Origin of the sequence: Alteribacter aurantiacus DSM 18675, assembly GCF_000429705.1 — a bacterium.
Taxonomy (GTDB): domain Bacteria; phylum Bacillota; class Bacilli; order Bacillales; family Salisediminibacteriaceae; genus Alteribacter; species Alteribacter aurantiacus.
This window is the reverse complement of sequence record NZ_KE386942.1, coordinates 382,232-402,252: the sequence shown is the minus strand read 5'-3', so window position 1 is coordinate 402,252 and position 20,021 is coordinate 382,232. Positions and strand designations below refer to the sequence as shown.

17 protein-coding genes and 1 pseudogene are annotated in these 20,021 nt (G+C 40.4%); 11 read left to right on the top strand and 7 right to left on the bottom strand.

Going from position 1 to position 20,021, the window contains the following annotated elements:
• Positions 1-174: 174 nt before the first annotated feature.
• The 3 genes from G476_RS0117350 to G476_RS0117340 all read right to left on the bottom strand — a co-directional run bounded on the left by G476_RS0117350 (position 175) and on the right by G476_RS0117340 (position 3,253).
• A complete protein-coding gene (locus G476_RS0117350; RefSeq protein ID WP_026691209.1) occupies positions 175-1,110 on the bottom strand; it encodes an ArsA family ATPase in 936 nt (311 codons plus the stop codon).
• 33 nt (positions 1,111-1,143) lie between these two features.
• Positions 1,144-1,398: a cory-CC-star protein gene (locus G476_RS23370; RefSeq protein ID WP_084405822.1), complete on the bottom strand. Its 255-nt coding sequence runs from the start codon at positions 1,396-1,398 to the stop codon at positions 1,144-1,146.
• A 106-nt stretch (positions 1,399-1,504) separates the two neighbouring features.
• On the bottom strand, positions 1,505-3,253 hold the full coding sequence (locus G476_RS0117340; protein WP_026691207.1) for a carbon starvation CstA family protein: 1,749 nt from the start codon (positions 3,251-3,253) through the stop codon (positions 1,505-1,507).
• Positions 3,254-3,414: 161 nt separating this feature from the next.
• Here G476_RS0117340 and G476_RS0117335 point away from each other — a divergent pair, with 161 nt between their 5' ends.
• Complete coding sequence (locus tag G476_RS0117335; protein WP_026691206.1) at positions 3,415-3,699, top strand: hypothetical protein; 285 nt, start codon at positions 3,415-3,417, stop codon at positions 3,697-3,699.
• 156 nt (positions 3,700-3,855) lie between these two features.
• Positions 3,856-4,722 carry an S-Ena type endospore appendage gene (locus tag G476_RS0117330; protein WP_026691205.1) on the top strand — a complete coding sequence of 289 codons (867 nt, stop codon included), beginning with the start codon at positions 3,856-3,858 and terminating at the stop codon, positions 4,720-4,722.
• Between the two features lies 1 nt (position 4,723).
• On the opposite strand, the gene G476_RS0117325 is transcribed toward G476_RS0117330, so the two are convergent.
• Together G476_RS0117325 and G476_RS0117320 are read right to left on the bottom strand one after the other, a co-directional pair.
• Positions 4,724-5,977 (bottom strand): hypothetical protein, encoded by a 1,254-nt coding sequence (locus G476_RS0117325; protein WP_026691204.1) that lies wholly within the window; start codon positions 5,975-5,977, stop codon positions 4,724-4,726.
• 134 nt (positions 5,978-6,111) lie between these two features.
• On the bottom strand, positions 6,112-7,128 hold the full coding sequence (locus G476_RS0117320; protein WP_026691203.1) for a YecA family protein: 1,017 nt from the start codon (positions 7,126-7,128) through the stop codon (positions 6,112-6,114).
• A 173-nt stretch (positions 7,129-7,301) separates the two neighbouring features.
• On the opposite strand from G476_RS0117320, the gene G476_RS0117315 reads away from it, so the two are divergent.
• From G476_RS0117315 to G476_RS23365, 4 genes and pseudogenes are all read left to right on the top strand, one after another.
• Positions 7,302-7,832, top strand: coding sequence for a hypothetical protein (locus tag G476_RS0117315; RefSeq protein ID WP_026691202.1), 531 nt, complete (start codon positions 7,302-7,304; stop codon positions 7,830-7,832).
• 396 nt (positions 7,833-8,228) lie between these two features.
• Positions 8,229-9,635: a sodium:solute symporter family protein gene (locus G476_RS0117310; RefSeq protein ID WP_026691201.1), complete on the top strand. Its 1,407-nt coding sequence runs from the start codon at positions 8,229-8,231 to the stop codon at positions 9,633-9,635.
• Positions 9,636-9,870: 235 nt separating this feature from the next.
• Entirely contained in the window at positions 9,871-11,244 is a 1,374-nt protein-coding gene (gene rlmD, locus G476_RS0117305; RefSeq protein ID WP_026691200.1) for a 23S rRNA (uracil(1939)-C(5))-methyltransferase RlmD, read from the top strand.
• A gap of 4 nt (positions 11,245-11,248) precedes the next feature.
• Positions 11,249-11,490 (top strand): annotated as a pseudogene (locus G476_RS23365) (tRNA-dihydrouridine synthase); the annotation flags it as partial.
• A gap of 295 nt (positions 11,491-11,785) precedes the next feature.
• Here G476_RS23365 and G476_RS22370 read toward each other — a convergent pair.
• On the bottom strand, positions 11,786-12,175 hold the full coding sequence (locus tag G476_RS22370) for a DUF948 domain-containing protein (RefSeq protein ID WP_051314901.1): 390 nt from the start codon (positions 12,173-12,175) through the stop codon (positions 11,786-11,788).
• Between the two features lie 774 nt (positions 12,176-12,949).
• On the opposite strand from G476_RS22370, the gene G476_RS0117290 reads away from it, so the two are divergent.
• The 4 genes from G476_RS0117290 (at position 12,950) to G476_RS0117275 (ending at position 16,628) form a co-directional block, all read left to right on the top strand.
• Positions 12,950-13,477 (top strand): helix-turn-helix domain-containing protein, encoded by a 528-nt coding sequence (locus G476_RS0117290; RefSeq protein WP_026691199.1) that lies wholly within the window; start codon positions 12,950-12,952, stop codon positions 13,475-13,477.
• 27 nt (positions 13,478-13,504) lie between these two features.
• Complete coding sequence (locus G476_RS0117285) at positions 13,505-14,425, top strand: alpha/beta fold hydrolase (protein ID WP_026691198.1); 921 nt, start codon at positions 13,505-13,507, stop codon at positions 14,423-14,425.
• A 552-nt stretch (positions 14,426-14,977) separates the two neighbouring features.
• Positions 14,978-15,940 (top strand): tRNA dihydrouridine synthase, encoded by a 963-nt coding sequence (locus G476_RS0117280; protein ID WP_026691197.1) that lies wholly within the window; start codon positions 14,978-14,980, stop codon positions 15,938-15,940.
• A gap of 214 nt (positions 15,941-16,154) precedes the next feature.
• Positions 16,155-16,628, top strand: coding sequence for a GNAT family N-acetyltransferase (locus tag G476_RS0117275; RefSeq protein ID WP_084405821.1), 474 nt, complete (start codon positions 16,155-16,157; stop codon positions 16,626-16,628).
• 285 nt (positions 16,629-16,913) lie between these two features.
• Here G476_RS0117275 and G476_RS0117265 read toward each other — a convergent pair whose 3' ends face one another.
• Positions 16,914-18,404: a hypothetical protein gene (locus tag G476_RS0117265; RefSeq protein ID WP_156906622.1), complete on the bottom strand. Its 1,491-nt coding sequence runs from the start codon at positions 18,402-18,404 to the stop codon at positions 16,914-16,916.
• A gap of 157 nt (positions 18,405-18,561) precedes the next feature.
• On the opposite strand from G476_RS0117265, the gene G476_RS0117260 reads away from it, so the two are divergent.
• Positions 18,562-19,965, top strand: a complete 1,404-nt coding sequence (locus G476_RS0117260; RefSeq protein ID WP_026691194.1) for a CDP-glycerol glycerophosphotransferase family protein — start codon at positions 18,562-18,564, stop codon at positions 19,963-19,965.
• Positions 19,966-20,021: the final 56 nt, after the last annotated feature.

Here is a 20,021-nt window from a genome sequence, read left to right as displayed (position 1 = left end):
GAGGAGATGATTCATTAAAAAGGGGGGAAGATTCATTATAAATGGTAAAGGATTCATTATAAAAAGAAAAAATTCATTATAAGTAATTTAGGATTCATTATAAAACAAAAATAGTCATCATAAATCGACGAGGATTCAATATAAAAACCCTCTCCTAAAGAGAGAAGGGGGCGATCATACTGCTGCTGTTTCCAAGATTCCGGCCACAAGATCGAGGTGGTCCCGGGTGGCGATATCCTCCTCCAATAAACGGAGACGAATTTGCGTGATTCCTTCAAAAGCGCAATCAATCTCTTCCAGATACTTCACTTGCTGCGCTTTTCGTTTTTCAAAGAACCTACCGTCCACGTGATCGGGAATGACCTTGTTTACGACAATCCCTTCTACTGGAATGGAATGGCTCTGAAGTGTTTTTACACCGCGAATGGCTTCTGCGATCGGGAGACGCTCCGGGTTCATGACAAACAGAAAGCCTGCTTGTTTCTTATCGAGTAACATGGTCCGTACTTGGGCAAATTTTTCGCGTCTCGCTTGCAGGGTGTCAAAGATCGGATCCTCTACCGGTTCACCGTCATTTAACAGTTGTGTGTAATGTTCATTCGTTTTTCGTCGTCGCTCAAGCATCCCATCCATCCAAACCCCCATAATCTCGGGAAGATTCATGAGGCGGAGCGTATGACCGGTCGGTGCCGTATCAAAAATAATCTGGTCGTAGTGGTCCCCTTCGTCCAACATGATGGATGTCATCCGGTCAAACAAGGCTGCTTCATCAGCCCCGGGACTTGTTTTTGCCATATCCATTTGCCGGTGTACTTCTTCAATCATGGTCGCTTTCACGTGACCTGAAATATTGCTCTTTACTTGCTCTATGTACCGTTCACTTTCTTTTTCGGGGTCAATTTCCATAACAAAAAGGTTTGGTGAAACTTCTTTTGCTTGATCACCGAGTTTTGTATGAAAGAGATCGCTTAGATTGTGGGCAGGGTCGGTTGAGATTAATAGTACTCGCTTGCCTGTTTTACTTGCGGCTAGGGCGAGGGCGGAAGAGGTGGTCGATTTGCCGACGCCGCCTTTACCACCAACGAATAGAATTCGTTTGTTTGTTATCACTGTGTCGTGCTCCTTTCGTTTAAACAATCAGGGTTAACAGCAACGAAACCCATTAATCGGAGACTTGTCCATCCCCATACGGAGGTGCCATTCATGGAACCGCTCAAGCATGTGGGGATAAAGCTCCAGTGTGTAGTAAAATGCTGGATTTGGAATACCGAGCATATCGGAGTAACAAAGAATCATAAACAAATCGTCTTCGTCCCTGAGTTCCCGAGCAATTTCCGTTCGATGGCCTTGCCTAAGCATGGCATCATAAAGTTCAAGAACCTTCTTAAAGTCCAACAAAAACCCCTCCTTAGTGAGGAAGGTATTAAAAAAGGGAAAGATCGCCCTTTTTCCAGTACCTTCAGTGATAAAAAGAAGCCGGCTAGAACACAGCCGGCTCCAACGTTTACATAGACTGATCGCGATCTTTTGGTATATTCGTGTTGTTTTTACGAAGGGCACTAACAGCTTCAAGCATAATCCAAATGGCGAAAACGAAAATGACAGACCCTAGCATAAACAATAGTAGATTCATTTCCGCATCACCTAAACCTGACCATTGGAAGAACACCTGTTGTCCCATTGCCCAAAGGGTCATGATCATGAGGAAGACCATTGGTATCAACGTGACTAAGTAGTTACGTCCTTGACGCTTAAGCCAAAGGGTAATTAGTAGTAAGGTGATCCCGGCTAGAAGCTGATTGGATGTACCGAACAGGGGCCATAACAGATAACCACCGGACCCGAATCCTTGAGGTCCTCTTGGCAAAAGAACAAGAGCGGCAGAAGCGACAACTGCAACTGTAGTAGCCACATGCATTTTCGTAAGTGACTTAATTTTGTACTCGTTACCAAGCTCTGAAATGATGTAACGCATCAACCGGACAGATGTATCAAGAGTTGTTGCGGCGAAACTGACGACAATAACAGCTACGATGGTTGCTGCAATATCAGCCGGAATGAAGATTCCGGTGGCCAACTGACCGGCACCTTGAATGAAGGTAGTTAGACCGATGTTACCTGCAGTTCCAAAACTGTCGTAAGCTGCGGTAAAGGCGCCTGGGTTTGCAAAGAATGTGGCGACTGCAATGATCGCGATGAGTGCCAGAAGTCCTTCCCCAACGGCACCGAAATAACCGACAAAACGAGCATCCGTTTCTTTGTTCAATTGCTTACTGGATGTACCGGAAGCGACGAGACCGTGAAATCCAGATATGGCTCCACACGCAATTGTAATAAAGAGAAGTGGGAACCATGGGGTGGTTGCTTCTGTATTCATCATCGGAGCTGTCACTTCAGGGTTTGAGAATAAAAGCCCTAAATACAAGATTCCAAGGCCGACCATCAATTGATGGGAGTTGATGTAGTCACGAGGTTGGAGAAGCTTCCAAACCGGTAATGTAGATGCGATATACACGTAAATCATTAACACGATAATCCAGACAAAGAACGACATGGAGATGCCGTCTAGGCCGAAGATGACCGTATTTTCGGCTCCACCGAAGTATCTAGGTAAATCAATTTGAAGAGCGGGAACTCTTGCAGCAACAATGGCGGTTATGTACATGGTGAGCAATGCTGCAATGGACGGAAAGAGCATGTTTCCGCTTCGTTTGTATACCAAGTACCCAATCCAAATGGCTAGCGGAATTTGAATAAACACAGACAATACCGCCGACGGGAAGTTGATGAATAAATTTGAAATAACCCAGGCGAACACGGCGTTTACCATTAATACGAGAATTAAAATGATAAATAAGAACAGAACCTTTGCCCGTTGTCCAATGATTTTGTTGGCAAGAGTTCCAACGGACTGACCTTTGTTACGAACAGACAGAACAAGAGCTCCGAAATCATGAACTCCGGCGGCGAAGACCGTACCTAATACAACCCATAAGAAGGCCGGGAGCCACCCCCAGTAAATAGCGATCGCGGGTCCAACGATTGGTGCGGCCCCTGCAACAGAGGTAAAGTGATGACCCCAAAGAACCCATTTGTTCGTTGGAACAAAGTCGACACCATCTTTGTACTTGTGTGCAGGTGTGACGTAATCCGGATCGAGTCGGTAAATGCGTTCAGCTACAAATTTAGAATAATACTTGTACCCGAGAAAGAAAACGACCATTCCGACCACGGCTAAAATAATAGCACTCATGTTTTAACCCCTCTCTTTCTTTAATTTAAATGAAGCGCTTTCAAACCCCTCCCTTCTATTATTTTCTTTTTGTTCAAAATAATCAAATAATTATTTGATTTTTCATAAAAAAAGTGAAAGGAAGCACACTATTAGAAGATTGTGGAAGGAGTGTGGAAGGTGTGTGGAACAGAAAGGAAATGTTTAAGTGGCGGTTAACATGGAAAGGGGTCCTTGTTGGGGTAGTCACTCTTACGATAAGCACTGTGATGATGCTTATTTTACCGGAAAGTGAATGGATGTATCGTGCATCAGGGTGCGTATTACTTCTCGGCTTTTCTTCCGTCAGTTTGCCTCGTGCTGTGAAGGAAGCTCGTCCTCATTTGTATCGAGGGTGGATAAAGAAATACGGTGAATGGTTGGAGCCCAGTCGTACGGAAAACGAAAACCGGTCTCATGAGATGTAGACCGGCTTTCTCATCTTTTGAATACGCTATGTACTGCTGACGTAGTGTCTGAGTTAACCTCAGGTAGCCCAATTACCTCTAAAATCATAGTCTAGTCCGTTTTTTAACATAAGGACGACTCAATAAGGCATATTGTTACTAAAGGGAGGTGGGTTAATGAACAGGTTGGAAAATGGATGTTTTGAAGTGGATGTTGTTTATGATTGGTTACAAAAGGTAGTAACCATCCCGATAGACGCTACGATCAGTTTGAAGAACGACAGCTTGTTGCACGAAAAACTCTGCTCTCATTTTCTAATCACCCTTAGCAACCCAAAATGTTTATTATGGGAATCGACCACCTCAAGTAATATTAGCGGGTCTTTTAATATTAAATCCAAAAAAGGGTGTACCACGCTAAAGGTAATTGTAAATGGAAAAACAGTAAAAGAACTTACTAATGGAGGAGAGTATCACGGTACTTTTCACGACCTTCGTTCAATTGAACTAGAAGGAACACTAGGAGAAGACCAGGTGAAGTGTGAAGGAGAATTTGGTTTGATTGTTTATGATTGTGCCAGTCTACGTGAGAGCAAGTGGGAAGATGGATTTATATCAAAAGATGAGTATGACATTGACGTTCATGTTACATGCGAAGAGGTAACTATTGAAAGAAAAAGTCAAGAGATTATGATTCAAACGGGCCATCGAATTGAACTGAATAGAATCCGTTTTTTTAATGAAGGGTGTTTACGACTCTCTCCTAAGTATCATGGTATAAAGCCAATAAACATTCCATTTCATCTCCTCGAAACCTTTTATTTGTGTGCACCTGACAATACAAATATTACATGTGATGTAGAATTACTAGACGTTGAACTCTATATAAAGAAAAAAGGCCACTGTCTCACCGTTGTTGGGGAAGTGACCTTGTGTCAACGAGTGATTGTAAAAGGGGGGCGTGTAATCAGCTTCCACGGTGTTCTTCGTAAACCACGAAAGGAATTTAAAGTAGAGCTGGCATCACCTAAATGTCCGTTTTAAATTACCATTCTTCACGCATTCGAAAACTAACGGTAGTCGGGTTGTTATTAGCAAGAGACGTAATAATGAGGGTAATGGGTTCCAAATCAATCAAGTTTAAATCAAGCTGAGACTCCGTTGCTAATGCGCGGTTAACACCACCACCAGGTGCGACTCCTTTATAAATCGCAATCCCACCAGTTAAATTACTAATATCGGTACTTACTTCTAATGCCGTTTCATTGGGGGGGATGTTGGCTATATTTCCATATGTTCCTGTTGGGGTTCCACCTACCCTAATTTCATATGTTACAGCGTTGGTAGCTCCGATATCAAGCCCTTCCAATTGCACGGTAACTGAGTTAGGCCTAGCTGAGCCGGCTGGAAAGATAGGTTTTCTTCTAAAGCTAATAAAAGTTGTTGGTACACCTAATGCCCCAATCGTAATAGAGCGTATCTCTGAAGTAATTCGGAACGTTGGATTATACTTTCCAATGATACTGTATTGTCGTCCACCTACAAAAAGTTCAAGAGGAGTTGCATCCGTACCGTTATCGTCTGCTTCTGCACGTAATGGTAAGTTTGGATCTGTTGTACTCGTCTCCATTTCAGGTCTGAATCGGTGCACAGTTACCACTTCTTGGGCGAGGGTGTCAGCGTCTTGAATGACCACGTTAAAATTAATTACTCCGTATCCATACCATGTAAATACAATCTGAAAGATGTTTCCTCTATCTAACTCTAATACGTACCCGCTCGGTCCTGTGCCATCCAAGGGGTCAATATTCCAGTTTGGTTGCTGGACAAGGAGGTCTGTAGCGCCTTCTCTTCTCACGGCAATAAATATCCCCGTGGCATTTCGCCCAAAAAAGAAGCCATTACTTTCGTCAAATACACCCCAGCGCATGACTTGGTTGCCTTCTGGTACGGAATCCGTTCGTACTCCGATTCCCCCTTCAGCAGCGTAGCCGGGAATATATCGTCCTCGTTCCACACTTTGCAAGAAAGAAGGACTAGCTAGAGCGGTAGAGACAAGATACTCCGTCCCATCATTTGTGACATCTCCCAACACTAAATCTCTTATCTCATTTATTCCATAAACAGAAAAAAGCTCCACAATCGGTGTTCTTTCAGATACGTTTAGTGCATTGAATTGATTACTTAAATTAGGCCCAACATTCGTTATCGTTGCTGATTCTACATTCACACATACACATTCTCTTCTTTTACCATTGCACCAAAGGAAGCCGCTCCCTTTACAATTGATACAGCTCATTTTTAAACCTCCATTATGTGAGTCTCATACTGTTAGTTAATGTGCCTAAGGTTGTTTTGGCTGTCCATTGGCCTAAAAAAAGAAGCCCTTTTCAATAAAAGGCTCCTGTGAATGCTTGGTCATTTACTTTAACTTTAAAGGTCAAATTGTTTGTATTTGCTTGAAATTGTGGATGGAGATACACCGTACTTTTCAGCGATACTCTTCTGACTTACTTTTTTATTCGGTTCACCCAACTGATGCATCCAATACTCAAGAGCAGCCGCAAACACTTCAGGCTTTGTAATGCGAGGTGATTTTTGCTCAACAAATTCCGTCCAGAGTAGGCGAGCGTGGATCACATTTGTGTAAGCAAAGTCTCGTAACGAGATGTTGTTTACAAGAATCTCGAAAGCCTCTTGCGCTTTATCCGATAAAGCGTCGTCGTCAATGTTAACCGCCATCTCGGTCAGGATACCTGAAAGGATCTGCAACGCTGATGGATACTCTCGTGTAAGAAGGTCTCGCGCTGACTCTTCCTTCTTGGCAAAAAATCCGTAGAATTTTTCCCATTCGTATGCAAATGTCTTTACAAAGCTTTCTGGAATGATCATGATGTCACTTCCCAATGCATAACCGGCCAACGTTGGGTACAAGTAACCGATAATCATATCATTTTGTGAAAGTTGTTTTGTGGTATCAGTAATCTCAAGAGGAATTCGCGTATGATCGAACCACTCTTCAATGGTTAAATGCTTTGAGTCCGCCTGCTCAATGCGATAGATTGCGGGACGAATCTGTTTCCATTGCGTTAAGAATTGTTGAAATGAGTTGGAGTACGACTGTCCATGTTCATCAATATACTTCTCTACAATGGTTTTTCCGTCTACGACTTTAGCATTGAACAAGCTCCAAAGTGACATGCTCTGGACAAATGCTTGTTGGTCCGCTTTCTCAAGCATATGTAGTTCTTTTACATCTTTCCAAATGCTTTGTTGTAGTTGTTCCTCGTATGGTGCGCTGAACTCTACGACTTTCGGTAAAAATTGCTGAAAGTCCTTTTCGTCCTTCACGGAAGCTGTTGTAACGGCTTGCTGTTTGTTCATACAGCATTTCTTGTATTTCTTCCCGCTGCCGCACGGACACGGGTCATTACGTTTTACTTTTGTCATTCCTTTTAGTCACCTCTTCAAATAAATCGACCTTCCTATCATACCAATGATTGACGTAAAAATTAAGGGTGAATCGATTTGTCGAAAAAATAGACAAAAAAAGGAATTATTTATGTCCTTTCGGGGTAAAGAAGGAAAAGTAAATATTACTAGACGCTGAGGAGAGGAACAAGATGACGAAAATAAGAAGCAAATGGATGTTAGCTTTATTCATGGTAATGGTGACAACTTTGGTTTCTGCATGTGGGGATGAGGATGCAATAGTGGATTATTACAATGAAGAGATGCATCCGGCGTGGGAAGAAGTAGATGTACAGTTGAACCGATTTGACGAAGGATTAATTCGAATGGATTACGGTGAAGTGGATGAAGGGACGAACCTAATGGAATCGGCCCGTGATGAAATTCGTTCCATTCGAGAATCTTTTGAAGGAAGAGAATACGATTCGGAACCGGTACAAGATCTTCAAGACCAGTTTATAAGTTATTTAATCGCGGTCGATGATTTCTTGGAAGGGTTCTATGAAGCGATAGCAGCAGAAGAATCCGGTACATTTGGAGCCGAAGAAGAGCTTGCGTTTCAAGGGTTGATCACAGAAGCACAGCGAGAAGAATTGAATCTCTCGGATATGGTAGAAGATTACGTTGAAGAATACAACTTGGAGTGGGAAGAAGAAGGAGAAGAACTGGATACAGAGGAATAAGAAACAAAAGAATAAAGTCGTTACAGGAATCGTCAAGGAGAACGTTGTTTCTCTTTGACGTTTTTTTGTTGGGGAAAAACGTTGCTTGTTAACTGAAACCAGCAAAAAATATTATATTTATATAGTTCTAAAGTTGTGTTTTGATGTGTTGGAATGATCGTGGATATAGCTATATTTCTCATTCTTTTGAAAAAAAAGTTAACTCTTGAAAGCGTTGTCCAGAGTAGCATAAGGAGTCGTGTAAAACATTTACACGTAGATATAGTGACATTGAAAATCCTTTTATGCCAAGGGTTTTAGTGGTTTTTCAACTTCTGGAAAGTGTGCTAGGGTAAAACATGTTGTGCCGAAGAGTGTTCGCCATAACGACGAATTCATCAGGAGCTGATTTTTGTAATGGAATTACAACATGATCCGACATTATTATGGTTTATTGGTACTTATGCCATTGTTATGATTGGGATCGGGATTTTCATGTCCAAGAAGGTTTCGGGAAGTGAAGATTTTGTATTAGCGGGTAAGAGTTTAGGCCCCTTCGTATTGATGGGCACACTTCTTGCTACATGGACAGGTAGCGGAAGTATTTCTGGGGGAGAGACATCCATGGCATTTAGCTACGGAATTTACCCGGCACTCCTATTAATGCTACCAACGTTAATCGGAATTATTGTTTTATTTGTAATTGCACCTAAAATTCGTGAATACGGCAAGTTTACTGTTGCCGGAATTTTGGAATCAAAATACGGAACCACGTCGCGGAACTTAGCTAGTGTGATTATTATTTTAGCTTATGTAGGCATTGTGTCTTACCAGATGCAAGGTCTTGGATTTATACTTAATCTCACAACGGGAATGGCTGTTGAGACAGGAACGATTATTGGCGCAGTTATGATCATATTCCTCGCTATGATCGGTGGCTTAAGGTCTGTTTCTCAAACGGACGCGATTAGCGGGTTTATCATGGTAGGGGGACTTGTGATCGCTGTTCCGACCATATTGGTTGTTGCAGGGGGATGGGACCAGATTGTTGCAAATGTCCCTGAATCCCACATGACTGCAACAGGTGGTCTGACTATGGTTCACTTGATAGGATATTTACTTCCTTCTTTGTTCTTACTATTAGGTGACCAAAACATGTATCAACGATTGGCGTCTTCGAAAGGTGACCTTTCAGCAAAGCGTGGTCAAATTGGATGGTTTGTAGCGATGCTTGTGATTTCACCATCAATAGCGTTTATTGCGTTTGCTTCCCGTTCTATTTTTCCGGATATTGATCCGGGAATGGCGCTTATGGCTACTACATTGGTGATGCCAATAGCCGTGAGTGGATTGTTACTCGCAGCAGCTGCATCCTTTATTATCACAACGGGGAACTCATTTTTACTATCGGCTGCAACGAACCTAACGTATGATATCTATCGAAATTACATTAATAAAGATGCTAGTGACAAGAAGCAACTCTGGGTCACGAGAATCTCCATTGTGGTTTTAGGGGCTTTGTCCTTTGTGATCATAAATTACTTCCCAACGGTACTAAGTGTGCAAATGTATGCCTACACGGTATATGGTGCTGGTGTTACACCAGCAGTCTTGGCTGTATTCTTCTGGAAAAAAGTGAACGCAGCCGGAGGAATCTCCTCTATGATAGCGGGTGTTTCAACAACATTGGTTTGGGAGATCGTATTATCACAACCATTTGAGCTAAATGCGGCTGTGATTGCAGTCCCAGTAGCGATCATCGTCCTCATTGTCGTTACACTGATGACTCAAAAACCGAACCAAAACCATGTTGCCACAGCGTAACATCAAACTGGGGACCCTGGGGGTCAGACCCTTGAACATGCGTTCAAGCGGTCTGACCTCTTTTTTATGCACTTTTGCTGGGGTCTGTCCCTTGAACGTGTCATTTTAATGTCTGACCTTTTGTTTTCGCTTGTTTTGAGCTGGTGAATTCCAAGTAGATGGGGCGTTTCCTGATCAGGTGCGGTTTGTGGTACAATCAGGTGCAGAAATGATTGTTCGGAAAGGAACGACTTAGATGAGTAAACAAGCAACACCTGTAAAAAAGAATGATACGATGCAGCTTAGTTTTGAGGACCTTACCCACGATGGAGCCGGTGTAGCCAAGCTTGATGGTTATCCCATTTTTGTCCCTCGCGCCCTACCTGGAGAAGAGGGGCAGGTAAAGATCGTAAAGGTAAAGAAAAACTTTGCCATTGGAAGACTAGTTGAACTGACGGATGAAAGCGAAAACCGCGAAGAGCCCCCATGCCCGATTTTTAAACGCTGTGGTGGTTGTCAATTGCAGCATTTATCATACGAAGGTCAACTTGAATACAAGCAAAAGCACGTGAAAGATGTCCTCGCTCGTATTGGCGGTTTACCTGATGTGCCTGTCCACGCTACTCTTGGAATGGCCGATCCTTGGCGTTATCGTAACAAGGCTCAAGTTCCTGTTGGTGAGCGAGGAGGCCATATTGTGGCAGGCTTTTACGCAGAACGAAGCCACGAGATTGTGGATATGCCCAACTGTGTGATTCAGCACGAAGAGAATGATAAGGTCGTACAACTCGTGAAGAAGCTTGCCGTAAAGTATGGCATCCGCGGCTATGATGAAGAGAAACACCGTGGTACCCTTCGTCACATCGTTACGCGACACGGGAAAAACTCAGGTGAGCTCATGGTCGTTTTAGTTACTCGAGGCAAAGAGCTTCCTAATAAGAAGAATCTCGTCCAAGACATTCGAGAAGAACTGCCAAACGTTACTTCGATTGTTCAGAATATCAACCCAAAACGAACGAACGTAATCTTTGGAGAAAAAACAGAAGTACTCTGGGGCGAAGAAGTGATTTACGATACGATCGGTGATATCCGCTTTGCGATCTCCGCCCGATCGTTTTATCAAGTAAACCCAACTCAAACAAAAGTGCTTTATGACCAAGCCCTTGCTTACGCCAATTTGTCAGGTAACGAGACTGTCATTGATGCGTACTGTGGAATCGGAACGATCAGTCTGTTCCTTGCCCAAAAAGCAAAGAAGGTTTTAGGTGTCGAGATCGTCCCGGAAGCCATCACGGATGCGAAGAAAAACGCGGAAATAAACGGTTTCACAAACACAGAATTTGTCGTTGGAGAAGCGGAAAAAGTCATGCCTTGGTGGTACGCGCAAGGCGTCCGCCCAGAAGTGATTGTCGTCGATCCCCCGCGTAAGGGCTGTGATGAAGCGTTACTTGAAGCGATCATCAACATGAAACCGAAGCGAGTGGTTTATGTATCGTGTAACCCGGCTACGCTTGCGAGAGATTTGAAATACTTGAGTGAACATGGATATGAAGCCAAGGAAGTTCAGCCTGTAGACATGTTTCCGCAGACGACACACTGTGAAGCGGTAGCTAAAATCGAACTGGTGTAATCGAAAAAATCCTTTCGCTTTTGAAAAAGAGTCAAAAGAGCAGGCGAGTCAAGAATACCTCGATCTACTAAGACTGCAGCTCGACCTTCAGGATCACTATGCAGAGCAGGTACCAAGCTTCACCGCTTTTTCAAAATTTACGTCAAAGGCTTCCGCGGAGCCAGCGCATTAAGAAATGAGCTCATAAAGACGAAATCGACTGATGGAGTGCGTGTGCTTCTTGATGAGTTTGAACAGGAAAGTTGATAGGGGAGGGCCGGTGAAGTGATGTCATTTTCACCGGCATTTTATTGGTACACCACAACAAGGTGAATGTGTCTCCAGGTTAGGGAAAAAATAAAAAGTAGGAAAGTGTAAGACTTGAGGCAGTAATGGTACAAGAGTTGATGAGTAAGGTGTAAACTCTAATAGAACAACAAAAGGTGTCAGACCCTATAAAATTAAGAGGGTTCTGACACTTTTTTAGTTTTAAATGTGGAAAAGTGCCAGGACTCATAGCATTAATGCTTTATCTAAGTGGGGGCAGATATAATCTTTCCACTTACTTCATTTTAATTCGAACCGGATGGATCTTCTTTTTATCCTGTGTATCATCTGTCTTCTGTGTATGAATGGTTTTTCGGTTTTCTTTTTCCAAAGCAGTTCGTTTCATTGAACTTGTTGCATTGTGCAGCATCTCTCCCATATCACGAACGGACTCAACTAATGGATCAACCGATTCCATTTTTCCTTTTACATCAACTGAAATTTTGTTGGCTTCTTGTATTAGCTCCTCTGCCTCATCTGTAATGCTATTTACAGATTTCCTGGCGTCTGACAGCGTCACCTTTGTTTCAGCCAGCGTTGCCATTAATTTTCGTAATGTCAAAATCAAAAAGACGACGAGAAAAACAAAGGCAACAGCTGCAATGCCAACACTCCATTCAATCATTAAGACCACCTCCCTTCTCCCTTCTCCCTCAGTCTATGAGGGTGGAGGTTTGGACATTCCGTATTACAATACTTGTTAGTATGAAAGTGTTCATTTTTTCTACTCTATATCAACATTCCATGAAAACCACGGCTTACCCGTGGGGCCAACTACATCGAGGGGACAACAAATAATGAACCAACAAACAGTACGTAAATTAACAGATATGAAAATAGGAGCAATAGAAGAACTCTATCAGCAACAGGGGCAAAACAAAGACTATCAAGTGATGGATTTTGATGATCTATGAATATGATCGTCGAAAACCCAACCGGTTGGAACGATTATAAAAAAAAGAGTTTATGCGTAATGTTAACGCTTTTGATTTGAATTCAACCTTTTTAAACGAGAAATTGACAAAAGGTTTTTTCATATGAAGGTAAATTGGAGGAAACTTCACTATTAAAGCATAGTGGATGGATAAAGACTAAGTGGAGCACGTACTTAAAATATTAACTCTATTTGTGAGTTACTGTAATCCCATGTATGGCACCATACACTCCACACATGTGGAGTGTGTGGTGTTGATGTCAAGGGTGGAGAAATATGAAGGGCTGAATAACCTATAAACAAAGGGTTTCAGTATATTGAGTTTTTCTCTCGGCTATTTTGCCGAGAGTACTCATATCAGGAAACCCTTATTTTTATTGTTCAAGGTAACATATCAGATACCCTGAAACATGCATTTGGAGCCGTCTACTACTAAATAGAATATGTGAACAATGGAGGTGCGATATGACAAAAAGTATATACGATATTATGCTAAATCCAATCAGGATGAGAATTGTTAAAACGATTGCAAAAAATGAATGCATGACTTCAACAGAGATTTGTGTAAGAATCAAGGATGTACCGCGAACAACTCTTTACAGACATATCAGCACTCTAATAGATGCAGGAATTTTAAAGGTAGTTGACGAGAATAAGATTCGTGGAAGCGTCGAAAGAATACTTGCAATGAATGTTGACGAAATAGCTAAACATAATACTGCTGAAAATGAACCGCAGCAAGCATTTAGATTTCTGATGAACATTTACGGGAAGTTTGAAAAATATTTCAATGAAGAAAAAAATGTTCCTGCTAATAATGTGGTTTTCTTAAATAATACGGTCATGATGATGGATGATCAGGAATTTGACCAATTTTTATCAGAGTTACAACAATTATTATTGAAATATGACTATGAGTCAGCAGATGGTCGGAAACCAAGGGACATTTCAATCATCTCATCTCCAACAGAAAGTGAAATTAAAAAAGAATAAAGTCAAGACGAAAAGAGGTAAGAAAGCTTGACAATTTTTTTTATTTTTATTAGTTTCATTTTGATATTGAACGTAATTGGTTTTATTATCAATCAAACATTTTTCTCAAATGAGTTGGATCAGATTCAACCATATGGGGAGCTGGTAAATGTAAATGGCCAAAAAATGCACATCTATTCCATGGGAGAGGGAGAAGAAACAATTGTTTTACTGCCTGGTTTGAATGTTCCATTACCAAGTGCAGATTTTGGTCCCTTAATGAGAGAGCTCTCTAAGGATTTCACAGTTGTGTGTATTGAATACTTTGGTGTAGGTTTTAGCGATCAGACAGACAAACCGAGAACAAATGAAAACTATACTCAAGAAATCAGAACAGTTTTAGAATTGGCGGGGTTTTCTCCACCCTATATATTAATGCCACACTCCGCCTCAGGAATATATAGTGAATATTATGCAATAAAATATCCTGATGAAGTATCTTCTATAATCATGCTGGATACAACATCATCAGCAATTAAAGGAGCGAATGTACCTAAGTTTGTCTATAAACTTAGCATGGTGCAGCAAGCAACTGGATTTAACAGAATCATTAATACTTTTGTTGTGCCTAATTTACTGAAGGAAAGCAACGGATATACCAGACAAGAGATTAAGGACTACGGTAGATTCATAAATTATTTATTTAATAATACAATTATTGATCAAAATGTCCGATTTAATGACAATATTATTGAAGTGATGGAAATGGATTTTCCAGATGAAGTGTCGGTGTTGAAAATTGTTCCAACAGGCACGATAAGACAAGTCGGAGAAGAGTATCAAATGGATCATATAAACAGATTAAGTGTGAATGCAAGATATATCATGATTGACGGTTCTCATTTTATTTACCACACAAATATTACTGATATATATGATGCTACAATTGATTTCCTTTACAAACGTTGATCATAATTCGATATCCATGCATTTTATTAGGGGGTAGATACCAATGCAGCCTTGGGGTTTTCCTGTAATTGAAGCCCATATTTCAAAGAGAAACACCAGCAGCTCCCAAAAGGACAATCACTAGTCGTATGAGGGCACCTAAACTTTGACCTATACCCGATTAGGCAGACATTAAAGTGCAAGCTACCTGATGAACAAAGCATCCCTCGACATGTTCCCACGAACGTAAGATTCAATAATCGATCAAAGACATCAATGCCATCAACTCGGGCCACGTGGAGTCCGTAGCTAATATCGAATTAACATAAGAGAAAGAGCCTGGTCCTTTGCGGATGAGGCTCTTTCATTATTAGAACGCTGGTTATGAGGATCTTTCCACTCTTTCCAATAAAAAGAACCGAGTTCCTATGTTTCATTCAGAACCAATTTTCGTTAAAATAAATAGTGTTGATTTTCGCAAACAGATAATAGCCCCTATGTACATGTGTTTTATAAAAAATATTCTATTAGACGATATAGAAGTTGTATTCATAGAGAGGATTTGAGTTTGACATGAAAGAGAATTTTTGGCGTAATTTACCTAAGCCATTTTTTGTATTAGCTCCTATGGAAGATGTGACAGACGTCGTGTTTCGTCACGTAGTGAGTAAAGCAGGTCGACCAGATGTGTTTTTTACGGAGTTTACAAACTCTGATAGCTATTGTCACATTGAAGGAAGGGATAGTGTGCGCGGTCGCCTTCTTTTTACAGAAGATGAACAGCCCATGGTGGCGCACATTTGGGGAGATAAACCTGAGTATTTCCGTCAAATGAGTATCGGAATGGCGGAAATGGGGTTTAAGGGAATCGATATTAATATGGGCTGCCCTGTACCTAACGTAGCATCGAGTGGAAAAGGAAGTGGCCTCATTCGTCGCCCGGATGTTGCGGCAGAGCTGATTCAAGCAGCAAAAGCCGGTGGGCTGCCTGTGAGCGTAAAAACACGACTCGGCTTTACTGAAGTGAGCGAGTGGGAGGCGTGGTTGACGCATATCTTAAAACAAGATATCGCCAACCTTTCTATTCATTTACGCACAAGAGAAGAAATGAGCGCAGTAGACGCTCATTGGGAGCTCATCCCGGAAATAAAAAAATTGCGTGATCAAATTGCACCAAATACGTTACTAACCATTAATGGTGATATTCCTGATCGTGAAGTTGGACTCCAACTGGCTAAGAAATATGGGATTGACGGGGTGATGATTGGACGAGGGATCTTTAAAAATCCTTTTGCTTTTGAAAAAGAGCCAAGAGAGCACACAAGTAAAGAATACCTTGATCTCTTAAGATTGCAGCTTGATCTTCAGGATCACTATGCAGAACAAGTTCCACGCCCCATCACAAAGCTTCACCGCTTTTTCAAAATCTATGTCAAAGGGTTCCGTGGGGCTAGTGAACTAAGAAACCAGTTGATGAACACGAAATCAACAGATGAAGTGCGTGCGTTGCTTAATCGATTTGAAAAGGAATTATAAAGAGAACACATCTTCAATTAAAGAGATAACTTGCGGCACCTTGATCACCAAGATCAAGGTGTTTTTAATGATCAAAAACGCTTAAGCAGGTAAAATAAAGGATAAAAGGTGATTGGAAAAGAAGCTGGAAGTGTTACTCGTTTGATATAATTACGAAAAAGTGGAGCGTTTTTAGGGTTTAAGTCGCGTGTGAAAGATTGGGTGAAAGACGTTTATTAAGGAGGCCAAAACACTGAATCAATTAAAAATCATTCCAGTTGACAGTACGAACTGGCGTCAGATTATTAGCCTTGAGGTAGCAGAGAGCCAGAGCGGGTATATCGAAAGAAATGAAATCTCCATTTTGGAGTCTGTATATGATAAAGAACATCATTGGTATTGCTATGGTTTATACGAAGAAGAAACGCCTGTTGGGTTTGTAATGATCGGCGCAGAAAATAAGGAAGAAAGATACATTTGGCTTGATCGTTTTATGATCGATAAGAACGCTCAGGGAAAAGGTTTAGGAGGGGCGTTTTTAGACCTTGTCGTTAAGTTTATCGCAAAACACTATGATGTGGCGGAAATCGTGTTGAGTGTGGCTAAGGATAATCCAAAAGCAATGTCCTTTTATCAAAAGTACGGTTTTGATAAAACAGGATTGATCGACCCGGAGTTTGACGAGGAAATCTTCGTATATAAATTGTAGAGGTACCTTTAATGATTATGAAAGTGCTACTTGTATAATATGATCACCACGAAGTATTGTATATGAGATAATCAAAATCAAGAAAAAGATTAAGGAACTTTCCTTATTGCTGGTATACCTAACTACTTAGAGATAGATGAAAGAGAAAGGTATGGAAACTGGAAGAGGTATTTCTGTGGCTGTTAAAGTCTTACTTGAATACGTAGAGAAATTTTATACACTAAAGAAACCAGTGAAGAGTTCCGCTGGTTTCTTTAGTGTGTATGTTCCCCCATTTCTTCAGGTTTAATATTTACTATCAATAAGCGCTTTTTTTAATACTTTTTTCACCTCTATTGAGGGGCTTTTCGTATATTCTAATGTGTCTTTTAAAAAAGTATTTGAGTAAGAAAGTAAACTCTGACGAAAGGCAGGATCCTTATGAAAGGAATAAAGACAATAATATAAATCATCTGCATTGTATACGGGAGGACCAGCACTCGCTTTTACTAAGTGTTGGTGGTAATCACAAGGATTTAAATTGAAATTATACGGAATCGTTGGTTGTAGGACAAGAATTCCTTTGTTTAATAAAGCAGCTTCAATTGCAGTATTGGAGGAAACGGTCATAACAAGGCTTGCGTGTGATAAAACATTGTATAGTGGTGTATCTTGATCCACAATCTTTACGTTCTTTGTGCCACTTTGTATGAAGGAATAATTGATTCGATCACTAGGGTGGCGCTTAATTAATATGGTGAATGGCAGGTTCGAGAATCGTTTGTCAATTAACCATTCTTCAGTTATTGAATTTGTGGATGAGTGGAACGGCTGAGTTGTATAAAGTACTATCTCGTGTTCTTGTGGAATTTTATAGGTTTTATATAGCTCTTTTTTTGTAATAGAAGGTGGCGAATAATCGTACTCAAATTTTAGATTACCTGTATTATAAATGCTTGATCTCTCGATACCTCGACTAACAAACCAGTCATTTTGATTTTTGCCCCAAGCACAAAAATGGGTAGCCCTACTTGGTAAAAAGGACGCGTTGCCTAGAAGTAGTGGCGGAATATAGACAAAAGGCAAACCATACTTGCATCCTAACAAGGAAAGGGTAAGGCCGGGCTCAACAATTTCGGAACGTTCGGCAATGACCCTAACTGGGTATTTACGTATAACACGGTCAAGAAGTTGAATGGATTGCATAGCAGGTTTTAAATTTCTTAATAACCATTTAGAGAAGTATTTCTTCTTAAATAAAGGGTGTTCAGAAGAAGAGTGGAGGATTTCTTTTGCTTTTTCATACATAAGAGCATAATGCTTTTCTTTAATTAATTCATTTTGATGAGCTTCGTTGTAATTGAATATCTTCATATGATCAGGGATATTTTGCTTATCAATAGCTCTTTGATCTTCTAGAGTGGTCAAACTGAATAAGACTGGAGTATTCTCCATGTAATTTACTACAAAGGAGGCGTATCTGCCTGGAATTAGGATCCATTTTCTATGAGGATACCTTGAGAGATCTCTTGTTAATGAAGGCTGATACTTACTTAAACATTCTTGAACTTGTTTACTAGTGGTGAAAGAGTGTTTGTTATTTAACATGGTGATATAGAGGTGGTTGGTTTGCTTTTTATTAATATAGCTTTTAACTCTAGCTTGAAATTGGCGGTGTAAAATATACGGGATTGGAATACCCATATGCGTTAATACTTGGAATGTATCAAAGAATTCTTTTGTTAGGCTATACCTAATTATAAGTTGATTATTTAAGGTGTTGCTACCATACATCATGTTCACCTTCTTTTCATCGAGCATTAAATACCGTGTTCATTGTAGTATATTCACAGTTCGAACGGTATAGAAGGCTTTCAACACGTATCAATGTTCTAAAAGTAGTAGTGAAGAATACAATGGATAGATGTAGTGGCAGTGTGAAGGAGGAAATTGAATGAATCATCAAACCTTCAAAGCGTATGAATTAACACACCATTTTTTTAAAGTATTTAAAAACGTCACTTATAAAGATGTTCCAATTGCAAGAGTGCTTACACTTAACTTTTATAGAATATTTGCATTACCTAACTATGGACTTTTGGAAACAAAGGACAATGTGGTTTCCGAGGTTCAGACTCGAAAGCTTTACAATCTGGTATTCGATGATGAGAATGTTGTCTCCGTTCAGTATTCAAGCACGAAAGCACTTCCATCGAAAGTCATATTTAGTCGTTTTGTTGACAAGATTTCATTTGATAAAAGAAACGGAATTTACTGCGACGAATACATTAAAAGCAATGATGAGAGACCACCGTATGTAAATCCTACTTTACTCGTTTCTGCGAACCGAAAAGCATATAAAAGGGTAGTGGAGAAGGTCAATAGTGTTTTGGCCAAAAAAAGTATCCCCCCTGTACTAAAACAACAAAAATTTAAAGATTGGTTTCTTTCTCAAATGGAACATGTTATCCGACTTATTGATGGCTTAGAGAAGATCTTTTCGGAAAATAATATTAGAGGTGCTGTTCAAGAGTCTACTTTATTACCTATGAACTATATTATTCTTTTTATGTGTAAGCAGCGAAAGATCCCTACGATAAACTTACAACTTTTTTTGAACAGTCACTATCAACTGATGTCAATGAACTCGGATTATTATGTCGTATTCGGACAAAAAGAAGTTGACCGGATGAGTAAATATGGAGTTCCTCAAGAGAAGTTAATTAAGCTTGGTAATGGTCGATTTGATACGATATTCACAAGAAAGTGGATGAATAAAGAACAGTTAGTAAAGAAGATGAAGGTGCCTCGTGGAAAGATTATCCTCTTGTATGCAGAGCAACCGGTGAGACCTGCAACTGTTAATGTTAGAGTGATGAAAGCGATGATAAGTGCCCTTTCTCCATTCAGTAAAAAAATTATATTGCTTGTGAAAAAACATCCACGACAACCTCAAAGTACATTTACTCCAGAATTACTTAAGAAATTCAAATTCATTAAAGTGGTGAATGAAAATACACATTTGTACGACCTGATAAGTGGTTCGGACTGTATACTAACCCAATTTTCTTGTGTAGGTTTAGAAGCAATTCTCTTTAACAAGCAAATGATTAGTGTGTGTTTTTTTGAAGATCAGCCATCAAGGGAGCATTCTTATTTTGCAACTCATCCAGATGTCACGTCAGCTCGTGATAGTCTTCACCTTAGACGTATTGTAGGTAAATATATATCAAGTCAGGCCTATCGAAAAAAAATATTCTTAAAGCAAAATGAATATAGAAAGTACATTTATCCAGGAAAAGTATGCACACCAGATATTCAAGCATTTATTAAAGAAAAAACTGGAGTGAAAATATAAGATGCCGCAAACCGGCATTTTTTTATTACTATTCACTATCTGAGAATGGGGAAGAG